General features: G+C 72.6%; 17 protein-coding genes and 1 riboswitch. Of the genes, 11 read left to right on the forward strand and 6 right to left on the reverse strand.

Annotated features, from left to right (window positions below; genetic code table 11):
* Window positions 1-85: 85 nt before the first annotated feature.
* The 4 genes from BU197_RS05810 to BU197_RS05825 form a co-directional block, all read right to left on the reverse strand.
* Window positions 86-631 (reverse strand): TetR/AcrR family transcriptional regulator, encoded by a 546-nt coding sequence (locus BU197_RS05810; RefSeq protein WP_262928231.1) that lies wholly within the window; start codon window positions 629-631, stop codon window positions 86-88.
* Window positions 632-962: 331 nt separating this feature from the next.
* Complete coding sequence (locus tag BU197_RS05815) at window positions 963-1,196, reverse strand: ferredoxin (protein ID WP_188267123.1); 234 nt, start codon at window positions 1,194-1,196, stop codon at window positions 963-965.
* Window positions 1,196-2,665: an aldehyde dehydrogenase gene (locus BU197_RS05820; protein ID WP_188267124.1), complete on the reverse strand. Its 1,470-nt coding sequence runs from the start codon at window positions 2,663-2,665 to the stop codon at window positions 1,196-1,198. Before BU197_RS05820 ends, BU197_RS05815 begins: the two co-directional genes overlap by 1 nt.
* Before the next feature lie 172 nt (window positions 2,666-2,837).
* Entirely contained in the window at window positions 2,838-2,981 is a 144-nt protein-coding gene (locus tag BU197_RS05825) for an HGGxSTG domain-containing protein (protein WP_188267125.1), read from the reverse strand.
* A gap of 386 nt (window positions 2,982-3,367) precedes the next feature.
* Between BU197_RS05825 and BU197_RS05830 the strand changes: the two genes are divergently transcribed.
* The 7 genes from BU197_RS05830 (at window position 3,368) to BU197_RS05860 (ending at window position 11,649) form a co-directional block, all read left to right on the forward strand.
* Window positions 3,368-4,432, forward strand: a complete 1,065-nt coding sequence (locus BU197_RS05830) for an MBL fold metallo-hydrolase (RefSeq protein WP_188267126.1) — start codon at window positions 3,368-3,370, stop codon at window positions 4,430-4,432.
* Window positions 4,433-4,459: 27 nt separating this feature from the next.
* Window positions 4,460-4,599, forward strand: a riboswitch (cobalamin riboswitch).
* A gap of 74 nt (window positions 4,600-4,673) precedes the next feature.
* Window positions 4,674-5,924 carry a prenyltransferase/squalene oxidase repeat-containing protein gene (locus BU197_RS05835; protein ID WP_188267127.1) on the forward strand — a complete coding sequence of 417 codons (1,251 nt, stop codon included), beginning with the start codon at window positions 4,674-4,676 and terminating at the stop codon, window positions 5,922-5,924.
* Window positions 5,921-6,622 (forward strand): SCO2322 family protein, encoded by a 702-nt coding sequence (locus BU197_RS05840; protein ID WP_188267128.1) that lies wholly within the window; start codon window positions 5,921-5,923, stop codon window positions 6,620-6,622. The genes BU197_RS05835 and BU197_RS05840 overlap by 4 nt, the downstream gene beginning before the upstream one ends.
* Window positions 6,623-7,106: 484 nt before the next feature.
* Entirely contained in the window at window positions 7,107-8,195 is a 1,089-nt protein-coding gene (locus BU197_RS05845) for a CbiQ family ECF transporter T component (RefSeq protein WP_188267129.1), read from the forward strand.
* The gene (locus tag BU197_RS05850; protein WP_188267130.1) at window positions 8,192-10,111 is read left to right on the forward strand and encodes an ABC transporter ATP-binding protein; all 1,920 of its coding nucleotides are present in this window, start codon (window positions 8,192-8,194) and stop codon (window positions 10,109-10,111) included. Before BU197_RS05845 ends, BU197_RS05850 begins: the two co-directional genes overlap by 4 nt.
* A gap of 11 nt (window positions 10,112-10,122) precedes the next feature.
* Window positions 10,123-10,971, forward strand: coding sequence for an ECF transporter S component (locus BU197_RS05855; protein ID WP_188267262.1), 849 nt, complete (start codon window positions 10,123-10,125; stop codon window positions 10,969-10,971).
* Window positions 10,972-11,247: 276 nt separating this feature from the next.
* On the forward strand, window positions 11,248-11,649 hold the full coding sequence (locus BU197_RS05860; protein WP_188267131.1) for a transglycosylase SLT domain-containing protein: 402 nt from the start codon (window positions 11,248-11,250) through the stop codon (window positions 11,647-11,649).
* A gap of 102 nt (window positions 11,650-11,751) precedes the next feature.
* On the opposite strand, the gene BU197_RS05865 is transcribed toward BU197_RS05860, so the two are convergent.
* Entirely contained in the window at window positions 11,752-12,921 is a 1,170-nt protein-coding gene (locus BU197_RS05865) for a steroid 3-ketoacyl-CoA thiolase (RefSeq protein ID WP_188267132.1), read from the reverse strand.
* 266 nt (window positions 12,922-13,187) lie between these two features.
* On the opposite strand from BU197_RS05865, the gene BU197_RS05870 reads away from it, so the two are divergent.
* From BU197_RS05870 to BU197_RS05885, 4 genes are all read left to right on the forward strand, one after another.
* On the forward strand, window positions 13,188-14,435 hold the full coding sequence (locus BU197_RS05870) for a cytochrome P450 (RefSeq protein WP_188267133.1): 1,248 nt from the start codon (window positions 13,188-13,190) through the stop codon (window positions 14,433-14,435).
* A gap of 71 nt (window positions 14,436-14,506) precedes the next feature.
* Window positions 14,507-15,208: an O-methyltransferase gene (locus BU197_RS05875; RefSeq protein WP_188267134.1), complete on the forward strand. Its 702-nt coding sequence runs from the start codon at window positions 14,507-14,509 to the stop codon at window positions 15,206-15,208.
* 58 nt (window positions 15,209-15,266) lie between these two features.
* Window positions 15,267-15,593 (forward strand): antibiotic biosynthesis monooxygenase family protein, encoded by a 327-nt coding sequence (locus BU197_RS05880; RefSeq protein WP_188267135.1) that lies wholly within the window; start codon window positions 15,267-15,269, stop codon window positions 15,591-15,593.
* 43 nt (window positions 15,594-15,636) lie between these two features.
* Window positions 15,637-16,122: a GNAT family N-acetyltransferase gene (locus BU197_RS05885; protein ID WP_188267136.1), complete on the forward strand. Its 486-nt coding sequence runs from the start codon at window positions 15,637-15,639 to the stop codon at window positions 16,120-16,122.
* A 15-nt stretch (window positions 16,123-16,137) separates the two neighbouring features.
* Here the strand turns inward: BU197_RS05885 and BU197_RS05890 are convergent, their stop codons facing one another.
* Complete coding sequence (locus BU197_RS05890) at window positions 16,138-18,204, reverse strand: MFS transporter (RefSeq protein ID WP_188267137.1); 2,067 nt, start codon at window positions 18,202-18,204, stop codon at window positions 16,138-16,140.
* Window positions 18,205-18,534 lie beyond the last annotated feature (330 nt).

Here is an 18,534-nt window from a genome sequence, read left to right on the forward strand (position 1 = left end):
GCCAGGGCATGCGTGGCCGTGGCCGTGGCCGTGGCCGCGATTTTGCATCGTTCGGTGTAGAACTCGGGTATGAAAAAAGCAGAGGTCAGGCCAGGACGTCCATGGCCGTAGCCGCGATGGCCGCGATGGCGTCGTCGTCCTCGCCGCCTTGAGCCGCCACCCGGATCCCGGCGATCACGGCGTTGATGAACCTGGCGAGTTCGGTGGCATCGCGGACGGAGCCGATGTCTCCGTCGCGCTGCCCGATCGCGATGACGGCGCTCAGGCCGGCGACCCGCTGCTCGGTGTTGCGGTCGAGCATCAGGGCGATCTCCTGGTCGCGGCCGGAAAGCTCCGTCGTGGTGTTGACGGTCAGACAGCCGAGGCCGTATCCGTTGCGCCGGTTCTCCCTCTCCACCTGGAGGATCTCGTCGAAAAGCGCGCGGATCCGTTCGGTCGCCGGCACCTCGTGATTGTCAAGGATCCTCAGCTGGTTGGCAGTGGTGACGTCCATGTAGCGCGTGAGCGCACGCTTGAACAGCCCGCACTTGTTGGTGAAGGCGTTGTACAAGCTGCTGCGGTCCAGACCGAGCGCCTCGCACAGATCCCTGGTCGAGGTCGACTCGTAGCCCTTCGCCCAGAACGTGCGCATCGCAGCATCCAGGACTTGGTCCTCATCGAATGATCTCGGCCTCGCCATACGATCATGCTACCCATTCTGCATCGGGCGATGCAAAACGAGATGGTTCAGCGGCCGGAAGGCGGCCGGGGTGCGCTGCCGCGTCGACCACCTCGAAGGCGATGACCTCCAGGGCCGGGTGGATGTCGTAGCCGACCGGGGCGAGGCCGATGTGCTGTCCCGAAGTTGCGTCAGCCCGCGAACCGCCATGAGAGAGAGGACGAACCGCCTGGCCACGGGGTCAAGGGCTCCGGAGGGTTCAGAGCAACCCACGGGATGTCGCACAGTCGGCTCCGGCCGCCGGTCAGTCCTCCGGCGGGAACACCGGCTCGCCCGTCTCGCCCAGGGTGATCAGGATGGCCTCCACCGGGCAGCCCTCGGCCGCCGCGAGGAGGCGTTCGCCCGCGTCGGTGTCCGGGGTCAGCGGGTGGGACTGACGGGCCGCGTCGAGGAGGAAGCCGTCCGGGGCGGTGGCGGCGCACATGCCGGAGCCGATGCAGAGGCTCCGGTCGACCTCGATGTGCCAGCGGTCGCCCATCAGGCACCGCCCTCGTTTCCGTATCCGGCCGGCAGGTGGATCATCTTGTGCTCCAGGTACTCGCCGAAGCCCTCGGGACCGAACTCGCGCCCGAAACCGGAGTTCTTGTAACCGCCGAACGGGCCGAGCATGTCCAGGCTGAACGTGTTGACGTTGAAGGTACCGGTGCGGACCCTCCGGGCGAAGGCGACGCCCCGTTCCACGTCCCCCGTCCACACGCTGCCGCTGAGCCCGAAGTCGGAGTCGTCGGCGAGGCGCAGGGCCTCGGCCTCGTCCCCGTACGGCAGAAGGCAGATCACCGGCCCGAAGATCTCCTCCCGGGCGATCCGCATCCCGTTGTCGACCTCGCCGAAGAGCGTCGGCTCCACGTACCAGCCCCGGTCGAGCCCCGCCGGGCGCCCGCCGCCCGCGAGGACCTTGGCGCCCTCCTCCTGGCCGATCCGGATGTAGTCCAGGGACCGTTCCCGCTGGCGGCGGGCGACCAGCGGACCGACCTGGGTCGCCGGGTCCATCGGATCGCCGACGACCAGCGCGCCCGCCGCCGCCGCGAGGGCCTCGGCGAACTCCCCGTACCGCGAACGGGGGGCGAGGATGCGGGTCTGGGCCACGCACGCCTGGCCGTTGTTCATCCACGCGGAGGGGACGATCCCGGCGACGGCGGCGGCCGCGTCCGCGTCCGGCAGGATCACCGCCGCCGACTTCCCTCCCAGCTCCAGGGTGACGCGGGTGAGGTTGCGGGAGGCGACCTCCATGATCCGGCGGCCCGCCGCGACCGAACCGGTGAAGGAGACCTTGTCGACACCGGGGTGACCCACCAGGTACTCGCTCACCTCCCGGTCGGCGGGCAGCACGCTGAGCACCCCCTCGGGCAGCCCGGCCTCCGCCGCGATGTCGGCGAGGATGTACGAGTCCAGGGGAGTCTCGGGCGAGGGCTTGAGGATCACCGGGCAGCCCGCGAGCAGGGCGGGCGCCAGCTTGGCGGCGGCGGTGAACTGCGGCACGTTCCACGGGACGACGGCGGCGACCACGCCCACCGGCTCACGCCGCACGAGCAGCGGCCCGAGGACACCGGCACGCCGCTCCTCGAACGGGAAGTCACGGGCGACGGCGATCGCCGAGTCCCAGACCAGCATCGCGCCGAGCGCCTGGGCGAGGACCGACCAGGAGTACGGGGAGCCGTTCTGCGCGCTGACGGAACGGGCGATCTCCTCGTGCCGTACGGCGATGGCGTCCTTGATCCGCCCGACGACCTCGATCCGCTCCGCGAGCGGCAGCCGGGGCCAGGGCCCCTCGTCGAAGGCCCGGCGCGCGGCGGCCACGGCCCGGTCGACATCGGCCCGGGAGGCGTGCGGGACGCGCCCCATGACCTCCTCGGTGTGCGGCGAGACGACCTCGATGACCTCGTCGCCGAGCGGATCGACCCACTCCCCGCCGACGAACAGCTTCCCGTGCTCCACAAGCCCGCTCACGACCGCCACCTTCCCGAGGGGACGAACCCCGGCCGGGCGCCCGCCCCGAGGGGGCGGACCCCGGCCGGGGAACCCTGACGATGCCCATAGCCTGACGATGCGTCAGACACGGTGCTTCAGAACTGATACCAGTTCCCGTCGGACATGGCCAGGGACGCGAAGCCGCCCGGGATCAGCGCTTCTTGGTCTTCCGTCGTTGCGGCGGGGTCCACGCGCCCCGGTGGATCTGGCACCGGGAGTAGCCGACCATCGCGGGGTTCTTGCACGGCTTCCCCGTCGTGGTCTTGAGCGATCCACACTTGACCTGGTATGCCACACGGCCTCCTGTCGAACCGGAACGGACAGGAAGAGCGTCCTCCGGTCCGGCCGCCCCCGGAGGGGACTTCCCTCCGGCAGGCCGATTCCTCGGGCGACTCGGCCGGATCCGAGCGGTCCGCCTCCCGCGCGGGGAGAGGCGGGAGGGCGGGAGGGCGGGGCCCCGAACCCGCCCGCACCTCCGCGTCGCCGCCGCCCTTCCGACCTTCCGCGCCGCCGCGCCGCCGCCCTTTCGTCCCTCCGCGCCTCCGCCCTTCCGGCCCTCCGGCCCTCCGCGCCGCCGGCAATCCGGCAATCCGGCAAAGGGCGCCCCTCGTCATACTGACGGACAGTCAGCTCTCGCTACCATGGCCCAACGGTCCATCCGTCACGGAGAGATGAGGACCCATGCAGGAAACCGCGCCCCAGGTCACCGCGCACGGCGGAGGCGTCTGGTCGCTTCGGGTGCCCATCCCCGACAATCCGCTCGGGCACACCCTCGTCCACGTCCTCGACACCGACCGGGGGCCCGTCCTCGTCGACACCGGCTGGGACGACCCCGCCTCCTGGACCGAACTCACCGACGGACTCGCCGCCCTCGGCATCGGCGTCTCCGACGTCCACGGGGTCCTCGTCACCCACCACCACCCCGACCACCACGGACTCTCCGGACGCGTCCGGGAGGAGTCCGGCGCCTGGATCGCCATGCACGCCGCCGACGCCGCCCTCGTCCGCCGCTCCCGCGAATCCCCGCCCGGCACCTGGCTCGACTACCTCCTCCGCAAGCTCACCGCCGTCGGCGCCCCCGAGGACCACCTCGCCCCGCTCCGCGCCGCCCGCAGCGCCCGCCGTACGACCACCCTTCCCGGACAGCGCGCCGCGCTCCCCGACCGCGAGATCGTCCCCGGCGAACTCCTCGACCTCGCCGGACGCAGACTCCGCGCCGTCTGGACCCCCGGCCACACCCCCGGCCACGTCTGCCTCCACCTGGAGGAAGCCCACCCCGCCGGACTGCCCGGCCACGGCCGGCTCTTCTCCGGCGACCATCTCCTGCCCGGCATCTCCCCGCACATCGGGCTCTACGAGGACCCCGACGACACCACCGGGGCTACGGGACAGGACGACGACCCCCTCGGCGACTACCTGGACTCCCTCGAACGCGTCGGACGCCTCGGCGTCGCCGAAGTCCTCCCCGCCCACCAGCACGCCTTCACCGACGCCACCGGACGCGTCCACGCCCTCCTCGCCCACCACGAAGAACGGCTCGGCGGACTCCTCGCCCTCCTCACCACCCCCCTCACCCCCTGGCAGCTCGCCGAACGCATGGAGTGGAACCGCCCCTGGGACCGCATCCCCCACGGCTCCCGCTCCATCGCCGTCAGCGAAGCCGAGGCCCACCTCCGCCGCCTGGTGAAACTCGGCCGCGCCGAGCCCGCCCCGGGCACCGACCCCGTCGCGTACCTCGCGGTGTGAGGCACCTCCCACCCACCGGAGGACCGGGCTACGGGCCGGTAGACTGGTTCGGTCGTCATCATGCCCGTACGGGGGGAAGCCGGTGGAAATCCGGCACTGACCCGCAGCCGTGAGCCGCCCCCGGGGTGGCGAAGTCGGAATGCCCCGCCCGGGACGTGACCGCCGGCACCGTCGAGGAATACGGAGCCGGAGCCTGGTGCCCCCGTGGCGTGCCGGTGCCCGGCCGCCAGGAGAGGGCCCCATGATCACCGTCCGCAGCACCGCCGCCGCACTCGCAGCCGCCGTCCTGCTCGGCACCGGAGCCGCAGGCGCGGCCACCGCCGCGCCCTCCCCCTCGGCCACCGCCGGGACGCTCCCGCCGGGCCTCTACGGCACGAAGGACCCGACGTACGACGGCGTGTGGCGCCAGTCCCTCGCCTTCCTCGCCCAGCGCGGCACCGGCTACCAGCCCGCCGACCAGGCCGTGGACTGGCTGCTCGGCCAGCAGTGCGAGGACGGCTCCTTCGCCGCGTACCGCCCCGAGCCCGGCACGCCCTGCGACGCCAAGACCATGCGGGACACCAACGCCACCGCCCTCGCCGTCCAGGCACTCGCCGCCGTCCGCCGCCAGAGCGCCGACGCCGAGAAGGTCGACAAGGCCGTCGAGACGGGCACCGGCTGGCTGCGGAGCGTACAGAACAAGGACGGCGGCTGGGGATACGGCGAGGGCGGCGCCTCCGACGCCAACTCCACCTCGATCGTCATCGGCGCGCTCGCCGCCACCGGGGTGAAGCCCGGCTCCTACACCTCCGCCGAGGGCCGCACCCCCTACGACGCCCTCCTCACCTTCGCCCTGCCCTGTTCCGACAAGGACGGCGCGGGCGCCTTCGCCTACCAGCCCGACAAGAGCGGCAAGCTCCTCGCCAACGACGACGCCACCGCCGCCGCCACCCTCGCCGGACTCGGCAAGAGCGTCGTCGCCACCAAGGCCTCCCCCGACCAGCCCACGAGCTGCGCCGACCTGTCGAAGCCGACCGTCGAGCGGGCCGCCCTCAACGGCGCCTCCCACCTGGCCAAGGCCCTCGCCGCCACCGGCCACCTCGCCCTGCCCCCGATGCCCGGCGCCACCGACACCACCGAGCGGCCCGACTTCGGCAACACCGCCGACGCCGTCGTCGCCCTCGCCGCAGCGGGCGCCGCCAAGGAGGCCAAGCCCGCCCTGGAATGGCTGGAGAAGAACTCCGCCGACTGGGCGAAGGAAGGCGGACCGGCCGCGTACGCGCAGCTGATCCTCGCCGCCCGCGCGACCGAGACCGACCCCCGCGAGTTCGGCACCACCGACCTCGTCGAGCAGCTCAACGCCTCCGGTCCCACGCCCAAGACCCCCGACACCTCCACCGCCGGCAGCGCCGCCGACGGCGACGACTCCGGCTTCGACGTGTGGTGGATCGTCGGCATCGGCACGGTCGTCGGCGTCGGCATCGGCTTCCTCGTGAGCGGCCGCAAGAAGTGACGGCGATCCGCAGGACCGGCGCCCGGCTCGCGGGCGCCCTCGCCGGAGCGCTCCTCATACTCGCCGGAACGGCCGCCGCGCCCGCACAGGCCGCCGGATACCGGTACTGGTCGTTCTGGGAAAGCGCCGGCGGAAAGCCCTGGACGTACGCCACCCAGGGCGCCGCCACCGCCCGGCCCGGCGACGGCGACCTCGTCGGCTTCCGCTTCGCCGTCAGCAGCGGCACCTCCGACGCCACCAAGCCCACCACCGCCCCCGGCTTCACCACCATCTGCGGCGACGCCACCCCCAAGAGCGGCGAGAAGCGCGTGGGGGTCGTCGTCGACTTCGGCGGCGCCCAGGACGCCCCACCCGGCGAGAACCCGCCGCAGCCGCCGGTCCGGGTCGGCTGCGCCGTGATCCGCGAGGACGCGAGCGCCGCCGAGGCCCTCGCCATCCTCGTCAAGCCGCTGCGGTACGACAGCTCCGCCATGCTCTGCGGGATCGCGGGCTACCCGGCGCGCGGCTGCGGCGAACAGGTCGCCGAGCAGACCGCCTCCCCCGCCCCGGACACCACCGCCACCGCGCCTCCTGCCGCCACCGACGGCACCGACGGCACCGACACGGGCGGCGGTCCCTCCTTCGGCGTCCTCGCGGGCGGCGCGGCCGTCCTCGCCCTGGGTGGCGCGGCGGTCTGGAAGGGCCGACGACGCGGATGATCCCGGCATGAGCGACGCCGAGGGAAAACCGGTGGGGGCGACCGGGCAGCCGATGGGACCTGTGGGACCTGGGGAGCCTGTGGATCCTAGGGAGCGTGTGGGGCCTGTGGGGCCTGTGGGGCCTGTGGGGCCTGTGGGGCCTGTGGGGCCTGTGGGGCCTAGCGTGCCCGACGGGGCCGACCGGGCCGACCGGGCCGAAACGGCTCGTGGGGCTGGCAGGGCTGATGTGGCTGGCGCCGTCGACGGGGCTTCCGGCAGGACCGGGTCCCCGAGATCCCTGAGAGCCGTAGGGGCCCTAGGGACCATAGGGGGCCTACGGGATCCAGGGGCTGTACGTGGCCTAGGGGATCCAGGGGACCTAGGGGACCTCAGGGGCGCAGGGCCCGTAAGGGCGTCCACCCCCGTAAGGGCGTCCACCCCCGTAGGGGGCCCCGGTCCCGTAGGGGGCCCCGGTCCCGGGTGGCTCGCGCGGACGCGGGGCTCGTTGCGGGCGCCCGAGGCCAGCCGTGCCAACGCGCTGCACGCCGGTGCCTGGTGGCTGTGGGCGCTCGGGCTCGCCGTGGCCGGTTCGCGGACCACCAACCCGCTGCTGCTCGGGCTGATCATCGGCGTCGCCGGATACGTCGTCGCCGCCCGCCGTACCGACGCGCCCTGGTCCCGCTCGTACGGCGCCTTCGTCAAGCTCGGCCTGTTCGTCGTCCTCCTGCGGGTCGTCTTCACCCTGCTGCTCGGCTCCCCCCTCCCCGGCTCGCACGTCCTGTTCACCCTGCCCGAGGCGCCGCTGCCCGACTGGGCGCAGGGCATCCGGATCGGCGGCCGGGTGACGGCCGAGCAACTGGTCTTCGCCCTGTACGGCGGCCTCAAGCTGGCCACCCTGCTGATCTGCGTGGGCGCGGCGAACGCCCTCGCCAACCCGGCGCGGCTGCTCAAGTCGCTGCCGGGCGCCCTGTACGAGGCGGGGGTCGCCGTCGTCGTGGCGATGACCTTCGCGCCGAACGTGGTCGCGGACGTGGCCCGGCTGCGGACCGCCCGGCGGCTGCGCGGGCGCCCCACGGGCGGCGTCCGTGCGGTGCTCCAGATCGGCCTGCCCGTACTGGAAGGAGCCCTGGAGCGGTCCATCGCGGTCGCCGCCTCCATGGACGCGCGCGGCTACGGACGGACCGCGCACGTCCCCGCCTCCGTACGGCGCACCACCCATCTGCTCACCCTCGGCGGGCTGCTCGGCGTCTGCGCGGGCACCTACGGGCTGCTCGCCGCCGAAGGCGCGGGGTACGGGCTCCCACTGCTGGTCGCGGGGGTGCTCGCGGCCATGGCCGGGCTGCGGCTCGGCGGGCGCCGCACGGTCCGCACCCGCTACCGCCCGGACCGCTGGGACGCCCGCGCCTGGCTGGTCGCGGGCTCCGGAATGCTGGTCGCGGCCCTGATGATCAAGGCGAACGCGTACGCGCCGGACGCCCTGCACCCCGGGGTCGTACCCCTGACAGCCCCTGAGCTGCCGCTGTGGCCCGCCGTGTCGGTCCTGGTGGGCCTGGTGCCCGCGTTCACCGCCCCCGTTCCCAAGGAGAACGCGTGATCCGCTTCGAGAACGTCTCGATGACCTACGAGGCGGATTCCGCGCCCACCCTGCGCGCCCTGGACCTCACCGTCCCCGAGGGCGAGCTGGTGCTGCTCGTCGGTCCCTCGGGCGTCGGCAAGTCGACCCTGCTCGGCGCGGTCTCCGGGCTCGTCCCCCACTTCACCGGCGGCACCCTCACCGGGCGGGTCACCGTCGACGGGCGCGACACCCGCACGCATCCGCCGCGCGAGCTGGCGGACCTGGTCGGCACGGTCGGCCAGGACCCGTCGGCGCACTTCGTCACCGACACCGTCGAGGACGAGCTGGCGTACGGCATGGAGTCCCTGGGCCTGGCGCCCGGCGTCATGCGGCGGCGCGTGGAGGAGACCCTCGACCTGCTCGGGCTCGCCGAACTGCGGGACCGGCCGATCGCCACGCTCTCCGGCGGGCAGCGGCAGCGGGTGGCCATCGGCTCCGTCCTCACCCCGCACCCGAAGGTCCTGGTCCTCGACGAGCCGACGTCCGCTCTCGACCCGTCGGCGGCGGAGGAGGTCCTCGCCGTCCTCCAGCGCCTGGTGCACGACCTGGGGACCACGGTCCTGCTCGCCGAGCACCGCCTGGAACGGGTGGTGCAGTACGCCGATCAGGTCATCCTCCTGCCGGAGGCCCTGATGGGCCCGCCCGAGGAGATCATGGCGGTCTCCCCCGTCCACCCCCCGGTGGTGGCCCTCGGCCGCCTCGCCGGCTGGAAACCCCTCCCGCTGACCGTACGAGACGCCCGCCGCCGATCCGGACCACTGAAGGAACGGCTGGAGGAACGGCTTGGAGAGCGGCTTGGGGAGCGGCTCGGGGGACGGCATGGGGGACGGCTGGAAGAGGGGTACGAGGGGGGTGCCGGAGGCGTGTCCGCGCTGCCCGTCGGCGCCTCGCCGGTGCCGGGGGCCCAGGGCTCCGGCACCCCCGTCTCCGGTGCCCCCGTTTCCGGCACCCGCGTCTCCGGTACTCGTAGCGCGTCGGGTGGCGGGTTCCGTCCCTTCCGGCGGCGGCGACCCGCCGCCGCCGTCCCCGACCCCGCCGCCCCCCTCGTGGAGGTCTCCGGGCTCGGTGTCCGGCGGGGCAGGGTCGAGGCGCTCCGCCGGGTCGACCTGCGGGTCGCGCCCGGCGAGACGGTCGCGCTCATGGGCCGCAACGGCGCCGGGAAGTCCACCCTCCTCTCCACCCTCGTCGGCATGCTCGCCCCCACCTCGGGCACGGTCCTCGTCGCGGGCCACGCCCCGCACACCACCGACCCGCGCGAGCTGATCCGGCACGTGGGCCTGGTCCCGCAGGAGCCGCGCGACCTGCTCTACGCCGACACGGTGGCCGCCGAGTGCGCGGCAGCCGACGCCGACGCGGAGGCGGCGCCCGGAACCTGCCGGGAGCTGGTCTCCGTACTCCTGCCGGGAGTCGCGGACGACACCCACCCCCGGGACCTCTCCGAGGGGCAGCGGCTCGCGCTCGCGCTGGCCGTCGTCCTGACCGGGCGCCCGCCGCTGCTCCTGCTCGACGAACCGACCCGCGGCCTGGACTACGCGGCCAAGGCACGGCTGATCACCCGGCTGCGGGCCCTCGCCTCGGAGGGGCACGCGATCGTCCTCGCCACCCATGACGTGGAGCTGGCGGCGGACCTCGCGCACCGGGTGGTGATCGTCGCGGACGGCGAGGTGGTCGCGGACGGCCCCACGGCCGAGATCGTCGTCTCCTCGCCCGCCTTCTCCCCGCAGGTGGCGAAGATCCTCGCGCCGCAGCCCTGGCTCACGGTCGAGCAGGTGGAACGGGCCCTGGACGCTCCGGCCCCCTCCACGGCCCCCACTCCCTCCCCCTCCTCTTCTTCCGCCTCTTCCGCCACCCCTGCCACTCCTGCCACGGCTCCCGCTCCCGAGGAGGCCCCGTGAGCGCCCGGCCGATGCGGCTCGGGCCGCGCTCGGTGGCGGCGCTCGTCCTGGTCTCCCTGGTGGGGCTCACCGCCTTCTGCTGGCCGCTCTTCGCGAGCGCCGACGCGGCGGTCACCTCGCACGCGGCGGACGCGCCGTGGCTGTTCGCCCTGCTGCTCCCGCTGCTGGTGGCCGTGGTGGTGGCGACCATCGCCGACTCCGGGATGGACGCGAAGGCGGTGGCGATGCTGGGGGTGCTCGCCGCCGTGGGCGCGGCGCTGCGGCCCCTCGGCGCGGGGACGGCCGGTCTCGAACCGATGTTCTTCCTGATGGTGCTGAGCGGGCGGGTCCTCGGGCCGGGCTTCGGCTTCGTCCTCGGGGGCGTCACGATGTTCGCCTCGGCGCTGCTGACCGGCGGGGTGGGGCCCTGGATGCCGTTCCAGATGCTGGCGATGGGCTGGTTCACGATGGGCGCGGGGCTGCTTCCGGGCCCGGAGCGGCTGCGGGGGCGGGCGGAGCTGCTGATGCTCGCCGCGTACGGCTTCGTGGCGGCCTTCGCGTACGGCACGATCATGAACCTTCAGGGCTGGGTGCTGTTCCAGGGGCCGGGCAGCGGGATCTCGTTCGTGCCGGGCGCCCCGCTCCAGGAGAACCTGGTCCGGTTCCTCGCCTATGTGACCGCGACGTCCATGGGCTGGGACCTGGGCCGGGCGGTGCTCGCGGTGGTCCTCACCCTCACGGTCGGCGGGACGCTCCTGAAGGCCCTGCGGCGGGCGACGCGACGGGCGAACTTCGAGGCCCAGGTCACATTCAAGGCACCCGGAGAGCCCTCCCCGGGTGAGGCGCCCCACAGGACCCAGATCACGTACGAGCGGGAGTAGTAGGCGTACCGCGACCGCCCGAACCGGTGGTGAGCTGCGAAAACGCCCTTCCGGTGGGGCGGGTCCCGCAGGCCCCGGGTCCGAAGCTCCCTCGTACAGGGGGTCGTTGCGCAGGCCTTCCCGCCCTGGTTCTCTGGTGGACGTCGCCAGGCAGCCGGTGCTCATCGCAGCACCGCGGACGGCCGGTTCCCCCCAGTTCCCGGGTCTCCCGGGCCCTGGTTCCGGCTTGCCGAAACCGCCCGGCGCGCCCCTTGTCCCCGACGTTAGGTCGCTCCGTTGTTCAGCTCGCTCGCCACTCGTGTCCTTGCCCGCAAGAAGTCCCTCGCCGCCTCCGCCGCCGTGCTGATGGCCGCTTCGGGTGCGGTGCTCGGCACGACCGGTACGGCTTCGGCCGCCAGCCCGCAGGACATCGCCCGCAAGATCGTTCCCTCGGGCCAGTACGCCTCCTTCAGCAAGATCGTGTCCCACGAGTCCGGCTGGAGCCACACCGCCACCAACTCCTCCAGCGGCGCCTACGGCCTGGTCCAGGCCCTTCCGGCCTCGAAGATGTCCTCGGCCGGTTCCGACTGGAAGACGAACCCCGCGACCCAGATCAAGTGGGGCCTCAACTACATGAACGAGCGCTACGGCTCCCCGAACGCCGCGTGGGCGTTCTGGCAGGCCAACGGCTGGTACTAAGAGACCGCCGCGCCGCCACCCCCAGCTTTCCGCAAGGCCCCGCTCCCGCCAGGGAGACCGGGGCCTGCGGCGTTTTCCGGGGGATCCCGTAGGGGACGGGGCTCAGAGGCGCTGGATGATCGTGCCCGTGGCCACCGCGCCGCCCGCGCACATCGTGATCAGGGCGAACTCCTTGTCCGCGCGTTCCAGCTCGTGGAGCGCGGTGGCGATCAGACGGGCGCCGGTGGCCCCCACGGGGTGGCCGAGGGCGATGGCCCCGCCGTTGACGTTGACCTTCTCCAGGTCCTGCTCGAAGACCTGCGCCCAGCTCAGCACGACCGAGGCGAAGGCCTCGTTGATCTCCACCAGGTCGATGTCGCGCAGGGACATCCCCGCCTTGCCGAGGACCGCGCGGGTCGCGTCGATCGGGCCGTCCAGGTGGTAGTGGGGATCGGCGCCCACCAGCGCCTGGGCGACGATCCGGGCGCGCGGCCTGAGCTTGAGGGCGCGGGCCATGCGCTTGGAGGCCCACAGGAGCGCGGCGGCGCCGTCGGAGATCTGCGAGGAGTTGCCCGCCGTGTGCACGGCGGTCGGCAGGACGGTCTTGAGCCCGGCCAGACCCTCCATGGTGGTGTCGCGCAGGCCCTCGTCCCGGTCGACGAGCCGCCACATGCCCTGGCCCGCCGCCTGCTCGTCCTCGGTGGTGGGGACCTGGACGGCGAAGGTCTCCCGCTTGAAGCGCTCCTCCGCCCAGGCCTTCGCGGCCCGCTCCTGGGAGAGCAGGCCGAGGGAGTCGACGCGCTCGCGGCCGAGCCCCCGCTTGCGGGCGATGCGCTCGGCCGCCTCGAACTGGTTGGGCAGGTCGACGTTCCACTCGTCGGGGAAGGGCTTGCCGGGGCCGTGCTTGGAGCCCGAGCCCAGCGGCACCCGTGACATGGCCTCGACGCCGCAGCTGATCCCGATGTCGATGACGCCGGCCGCGACCATGTTGGCCACCATGTGACTCGCCTGCTGCGAGGAGCCGCACTGGCAGTCGACGGTGGTGGCGGCGGTCTCGTACGGAAGGCCCATGGCGAGCCAGGCGGTGCGGGCGGGGTTCATGGACTGTTCCCCCGCGTGGGTGACCGTACCGCCGACGATCTGTTCGACGCAGTCGGCGGGGATGCCGGTGCGGCCGAGGAGTTCGCGGTAGGTCTCGCCCAGGAGGTAGGCGGGATGGAGATTGGCGAGCGCGCCTCCGCGCTTGCCGATGGGGGTGCGTACGGCTTCGACGATGACGGGTTCCGCGGCCATGAGCTCGTCCTCTCCTCGACGGACGGGGCGTCCCGGCATCCCGTCGGTCGGCGTCACGGGGGAACTAGTACGCGTTCTAGTTCCTCTTGCAGTCTTATGACCGCGCCCATGGGTGCGCAAGGGTCAGGGAGGCAAGACTTCCCGCGACGCCCCTTGCCTCTTGCGGAACTCGTCACTAGCTTTCCCGACGACTCCTGACGGTCCATCAGAACCCTCCGGATCCCGTACACCCCCGCGGATCCCCTCAGCTGTGGAGTGTGTTGCCGATGCCCTGCCCCCACCTCCCCGAAGGGTTCGACGCCACCGACCCCGATCTGCTCCGCACCCGCGTCCCCTTCCCCGAGTTCGCCCGGCTGCGGCGGACCGCGCCCGTCTGGTGGTGCCCCCAGCCGCCCGGCGTCACCGGCTTCGGGGACAGCGGGTACTGGGCCGTCACGCGCCACGCGGACGTCAAGTACGTCTCCACCCACCCCGAACTGTTCTCCTCGAACGAGAACACCGCCGTCATCCGCTTCAACGAGCACATCAGCCGGGACCAGATCGAGGTCCAGAAACTGATCATGCTCAACATGGACCCGCCCGAGCACACCCGGGTCCGCCAGATCGTCCAGCGCGGCTTCACCCCGCGCGCCGTCCGGAGTCTGGAGACCGCCCTGCGCGAGCGGGCGCGGGCCATCGTCGAGGAGGCGAAGCGCGGCGCGGACGCCGACGGGACCTTCGACTTCGTCACCCGGGTCGCCGTCGAACTGCCCCTCCAGGCCATCGCCGAACTCATCGGCGTCCCCCAGGAGGACCGCTCCCGGATCTTCGACTGGTCGAACAAGATGGTCGCGTACGACGATCCCGAGTACGCCATCACCGAGGAGATCGGCGCCGAAGCCGCCATGGAACTCATCGGCTACTCGATGAACATGGCCGCCGCCCGCAAGAAGTGCCCCGCCGACGACATCGTCAGCCGGCTCGTCGCGGCGGAGGGCGAAGGCAACCTCTCCTCCGACGAGTTCGGCTTCTTCGTCCTGCTGCTCGCCGTCGCGGGGAACGAGACCACCCGCAACGCCATCAGCCACGGCATGCACGCCTTCCTCACCCACCCCGGGGAGTGGGAACGCTTCAAGCGGGAACGGCCCGCGACCACCGCCGAGGAGATCGTCCGCTGGGCGACCCCCGTCGTCTCCTTCCAGCGGACCGCCACCCAGGACACCGAGATCGCCGGACAGAAGATCGCCAAGGGCGACCGCGTCGGACTCTTCTACTCCTCCGCCAACTACGACCCCGAGGTCTTCACCGACCCCGAACGCTTCGACATCACCCGCGACCCCAACCCGCACCTCGGCTTCGGCGGCGGTGGACCCCACTTCTGCCTGGGCAAGTCCCTCGCCGTCAAGGAGATCGAACTGATCTTCAACGCCCTCGCGGACACCCTGCCGGACCTCACCCTCGCCGGAGAGCCCCGTCGGCTGCGCGCCGCCTGGCTCAACGGCGTCAAGGAACTCCGGGTCCGCACGGCGAACTGACCGCGCCTCGCACCGGCGTTCGGGACCCGGGCTCGGCGGATCCCCGCCAACCCGGGTGTACGTTCGCACACATGACGCACCCTCGCCCCTCGTCCCCGAGCCCGGCGCCCGACCCGCGCTGGGCCGAAGTCGACGCCTACTTCGCCGCCACCGTCGCGCCCGTCGACGACGCCCTCACCGCCGCGCTCGCCGACTCCGCCGCCGCCGGGCTGCCCGCCATCTCCGTCGCCCCCAACCAGGGCAAGCTGCTCCGGCTGCTCGCCCTCACCCAGGGCGCCCGCGCCATCCTGGAGATCGGCACCCTCGGCGGCTACAGCACGATCTGGCTGGCCCGCGCGCTCCCCGCCGACGGGCGGCTCGTCACCCTGGAGTCCGACCCGGCGCGCGCGGACGTGGCCCGCGCCAACCTCGCCCGCGCGGGGCTCGACCGGCTCGTCGAGATCCGCACCGGCGCCGCCCTCGACACCCTGCCGCTCCTGGAGACGGAGGGCGCGGGCCCCTTCGACCTGGTGTTCATCGACGCCGACAAGGTCAACAACCCGCGCTACACGGAGTGGGCCCTGCGGCTCTCCCGCCCCGGCACCCTGATCATCGTCGACAACGTCGTACGCGACGGGAAGATCCTCGTCCCGGACCCGGACGACCCGGCGGTCACCGGCACCAGGGAACTCTTCGAGCTGGTCGCCCGCGAACCCCGGCTCGACGCCACCGCCCTCCAGACGGTCGGCGCCAAGGGCTACGACGGGCTGCTCATCGCCCGGGTGACCGACTGAGCCACCCCGCCGAGGGCGCACGGCGGGCGGTGCGGGCCGGGGTCATATCCTGCCCTTCATGAGCATCGTGAAGATCAACGTCCTGACCGTGCCCGCCGAGCAGCGCGAGGTGCTCGAACAGCGGTTCGCCGCGCGCGCCGGTGCCGTGGAGAACTCCGACGGCTTCGAGGGCTTCGAGCTGCTGCGGCCCCTCGAAGGCACCGACCAGTACCTGGTGTACACCCGCTGGCGCAGCGAGGAGGACTTCCAGAACTGGATGAACGGCTCCATGAAGGGCGCCCACGGCGCCGGTGGCGAGGGTGGCGGCGAGCGCCCGAAGCCCGCCGCCACCGGCTCCACCCTGTGGTCCTTCGAGGTCGTCCAGCAGGCGGGCCCGAAGGCCTGACCCGGCGGAAAACCGGCTGCGGTCCAGGTCGTGATCGCCAAGAATGGCCCTCATGACCTGGACGTTCTCCCCCGAACCCGTCGACCGCCCGGAATCCGCCGCGCTGCGCCGCGACTACTACGGCGACGTGGCCGGGCGGTACTGGAACCGGCCCGCGACCGAGGCCGAGATCGACGAGGGGCTCAAGGACGACGGCGCCGAGCTGCTGACCCCGCCGACCGGGCGGTTCCTGGTGGCGCGGTACGGGGGCGTGCCGGCCGGCTGCGGCGGATTCCGCCTCCTCGACGCGGAGCGGGCCGAACTGACCCGGATCTATCTGCGGCCCGCCTTCCGGGGGCGCGGCGGCGTCGGCCCCCTGCTCTCCGCTCTCGAAGCGGACGCACGGGCCCTGGGCGCCCGCCGGATGGTCCTCGACACCCGTCTCGACCTGGTGGAGGCGCGCGCCGCGTACGTCCGGCACGGATACGGGGAGATACCGGCGTACTCCTCGGGGCCGTACAGCCAGATCTGGTACGGCAAGGACCTCTGAGCGGACCGGGTCCCGTCAGGCCCGGTGGTCGCGGGGCGGGCCCTCCGCGTGCGGGCGTTCGGCGTCGGAGCCGGAGAGTTCCGAGGTCAGCAGCTCCACCAGGCGTACCAGATCGGTCGGCCTTTCCGGTCCCCACCAATCACCGAGCAGCTCGGCGAGGGACTCCTCCCGCGCGGCGGCGAGCCGGGACGCCACCACCGTGCCCTCCTCGCTGAGGAACAGCCGGTGCCCCTCCCGCCGTACCAGCTCCCGCTCCTCCACCTGCCGGGCGGCCTCCGTGATCGTCGCGAGGGGCACCGGAGCCGTCTCGGCCAGGAGGGAGGGCTCGACGACCCCGTGCCGGCGGATGCGCAGCAGCAGCCAGCTCGCGGCGGGCAGCAGGTCGAGACCGGCGCGGGCGGTGATCTTCTCGTAGATCTTCCGGCGCCCCGCGCGCGAGCCGAGGACCGAAAGGGCGCGGGCGCACTCGTCGTACGAGGAGCGCTGTACGGGGTTGGAGGCGAGCGTCTCGCTGGTGTCGGGCGCGGTGACGGAAGCCCGCAGCTTGTCCTCCTTGAGGAACCAGGAGACGGCGAAGGCCACCAGGGCGACGGGCGCCGCGTACAGGAAGACGTCGGTGATCGAGGTGGCGTACGCGTGCAGGACCTGGGGGCGCAGTCCGGGCGGCAGCCGGTCGACGGCGTGCGGGTCGGCGGCGACCTCGCCCGCTCCGGTGCCCGGCGGCACGACGGCCCCCGCCCCCGCGAAGACCTCCGCCAGCTTTCCGTTGAGCCGGCTGGTGAAGATCGTGCCGAAGATCGCGACGCCGAAGGAGGCGCCGATGGAGCGGAAGAAGGTCGCGCCCGAGGTGGCGACGCCGAGATCCTGGTAGGAGACGGCGTTCTGCACGACCAGGACGAGGACCTGCATGACGAGGCCGAGTCCGGCGCCGAAGACGAAGAAGTAGACGCTCATCTCCCAGGTCGGGCTGGCCTCCGTCATCCGGTGGAGCAGCAGGAGCCCGATCGCGGTGAGCCCGGTCCCGGCGACGGGGAAGACCTTCCAGCGGCCCGTGTGCGAGACGATCTGGCCCGAGGCCGTCGAGGTGATCAGCAGGCCCAGGACCATGGGCAGCATGTGGACGCCGGAGAGCGTCGGGGTGATGCCCTGGACGACCTGGAGGAAGGTCGGCAGATAGGTCATGGCGCCGAACATCGCGAAGCCGACGACGAAGCTGATCACGGCGACCAGGCTGAAGGTCCGGATGCGGAACAGCTTGAGCGGGAGCACCGGTTCCGCCGCCCGCCGCTCCACGTACACGAAACAGACGAGCAGGACGACGCCGAGCACGGTGGTGCCGAGGAGCTGCACCGAGCCCCAGGCCCAGGTGGTGCCGCCGAGGGAGGCGACGAGCACCAGACAGGTGGCGACGGCGGCGATGAGGAAGGTGCCCAGGTAGTCGATGGTGTGCCGGGTCGAGCCGACCGGGATGTGCAGCACGGCGGCGATCACGAAGAGGGCGACGACCCCGATCGGCAGATTGATGTAGAAGACCCAGCGCCAGGAGAGATGCTCGGTGAAGAACCCGCCGAGCAGCGGGCCCAGGACGCTGGTGGCGCCGAAGACCGCGCCGAAGAGACCCTGGTACCTGCCCCGGTCCCGGGGAGAGACGAGGTCGCCGACGATCGCCATGGACAGGACCATGAGACCGCCGCCGCCGAGTCCCTGGAGGGCGCGGAAGGCGATGAGTTCCGGCATGTTCCGGGCTATGCCGCAGAGGGCCGAGCCGATCAGGAAGAGGACGATCGCCGACTGGAAGAGGCGTTTGCGGCCGTACTGGTCGCCGAGCTTGCCCCAGAGCGGGGTGGCCGCCGTGGACGCCAGGATGTAGGCGGTGACCACCCAGGACAGATGCTCCATGCCGCCGAGGTCGCTGACGATGGTCGGCAGGGCGGTGGACACGATCGTCTGGTCGAGGGCGGCGAGCAGCATGCCGAGCAGCAGCGCGCCGATGGCGACGAGGACCGTACGGTGGCTCTGCCCCTCGCCCGGAACGGGCGGGGCTCCGCCGCCGGGCGATGACAGGCGAGTCTCCTGAGCCATGGGCGTCTCCTCCGGTGTCTCCTCGGACCTCACGGCGTACGACCCCTCCATCCTGATCCGAATGTCCGGATATGGCCCGTGGAGGGCGCGACTGTTCCCCCATGGGAAGGGGGCGGGCTGCATAATCGCTCGCAGTTGTATCGGGGAGGGGCCCAATCATGACCGGACACGTCTGTCCTGAATGCGGTGTACACAGACCTGGCTGCGCCTGCGCACGGGCGGAGATGGCGGCGGCCGAGGACTTCGACCCGTTGAGGATCAGGCCGTACGTGACCCTCGACTCCTCGGAGGAGGGGGAAGGGGCGTACGGAGGGGGCGCGGGTGCCGGGG

The sequence above is a fragment of the Streptomyces sp. CBMA291 genome, assembly GCF_014596525.1.
GTDB lineage: Bacteria > Actinomycetota > Actinomycetes > Streptomycetales > Streptomycetaceae > Streptomyces.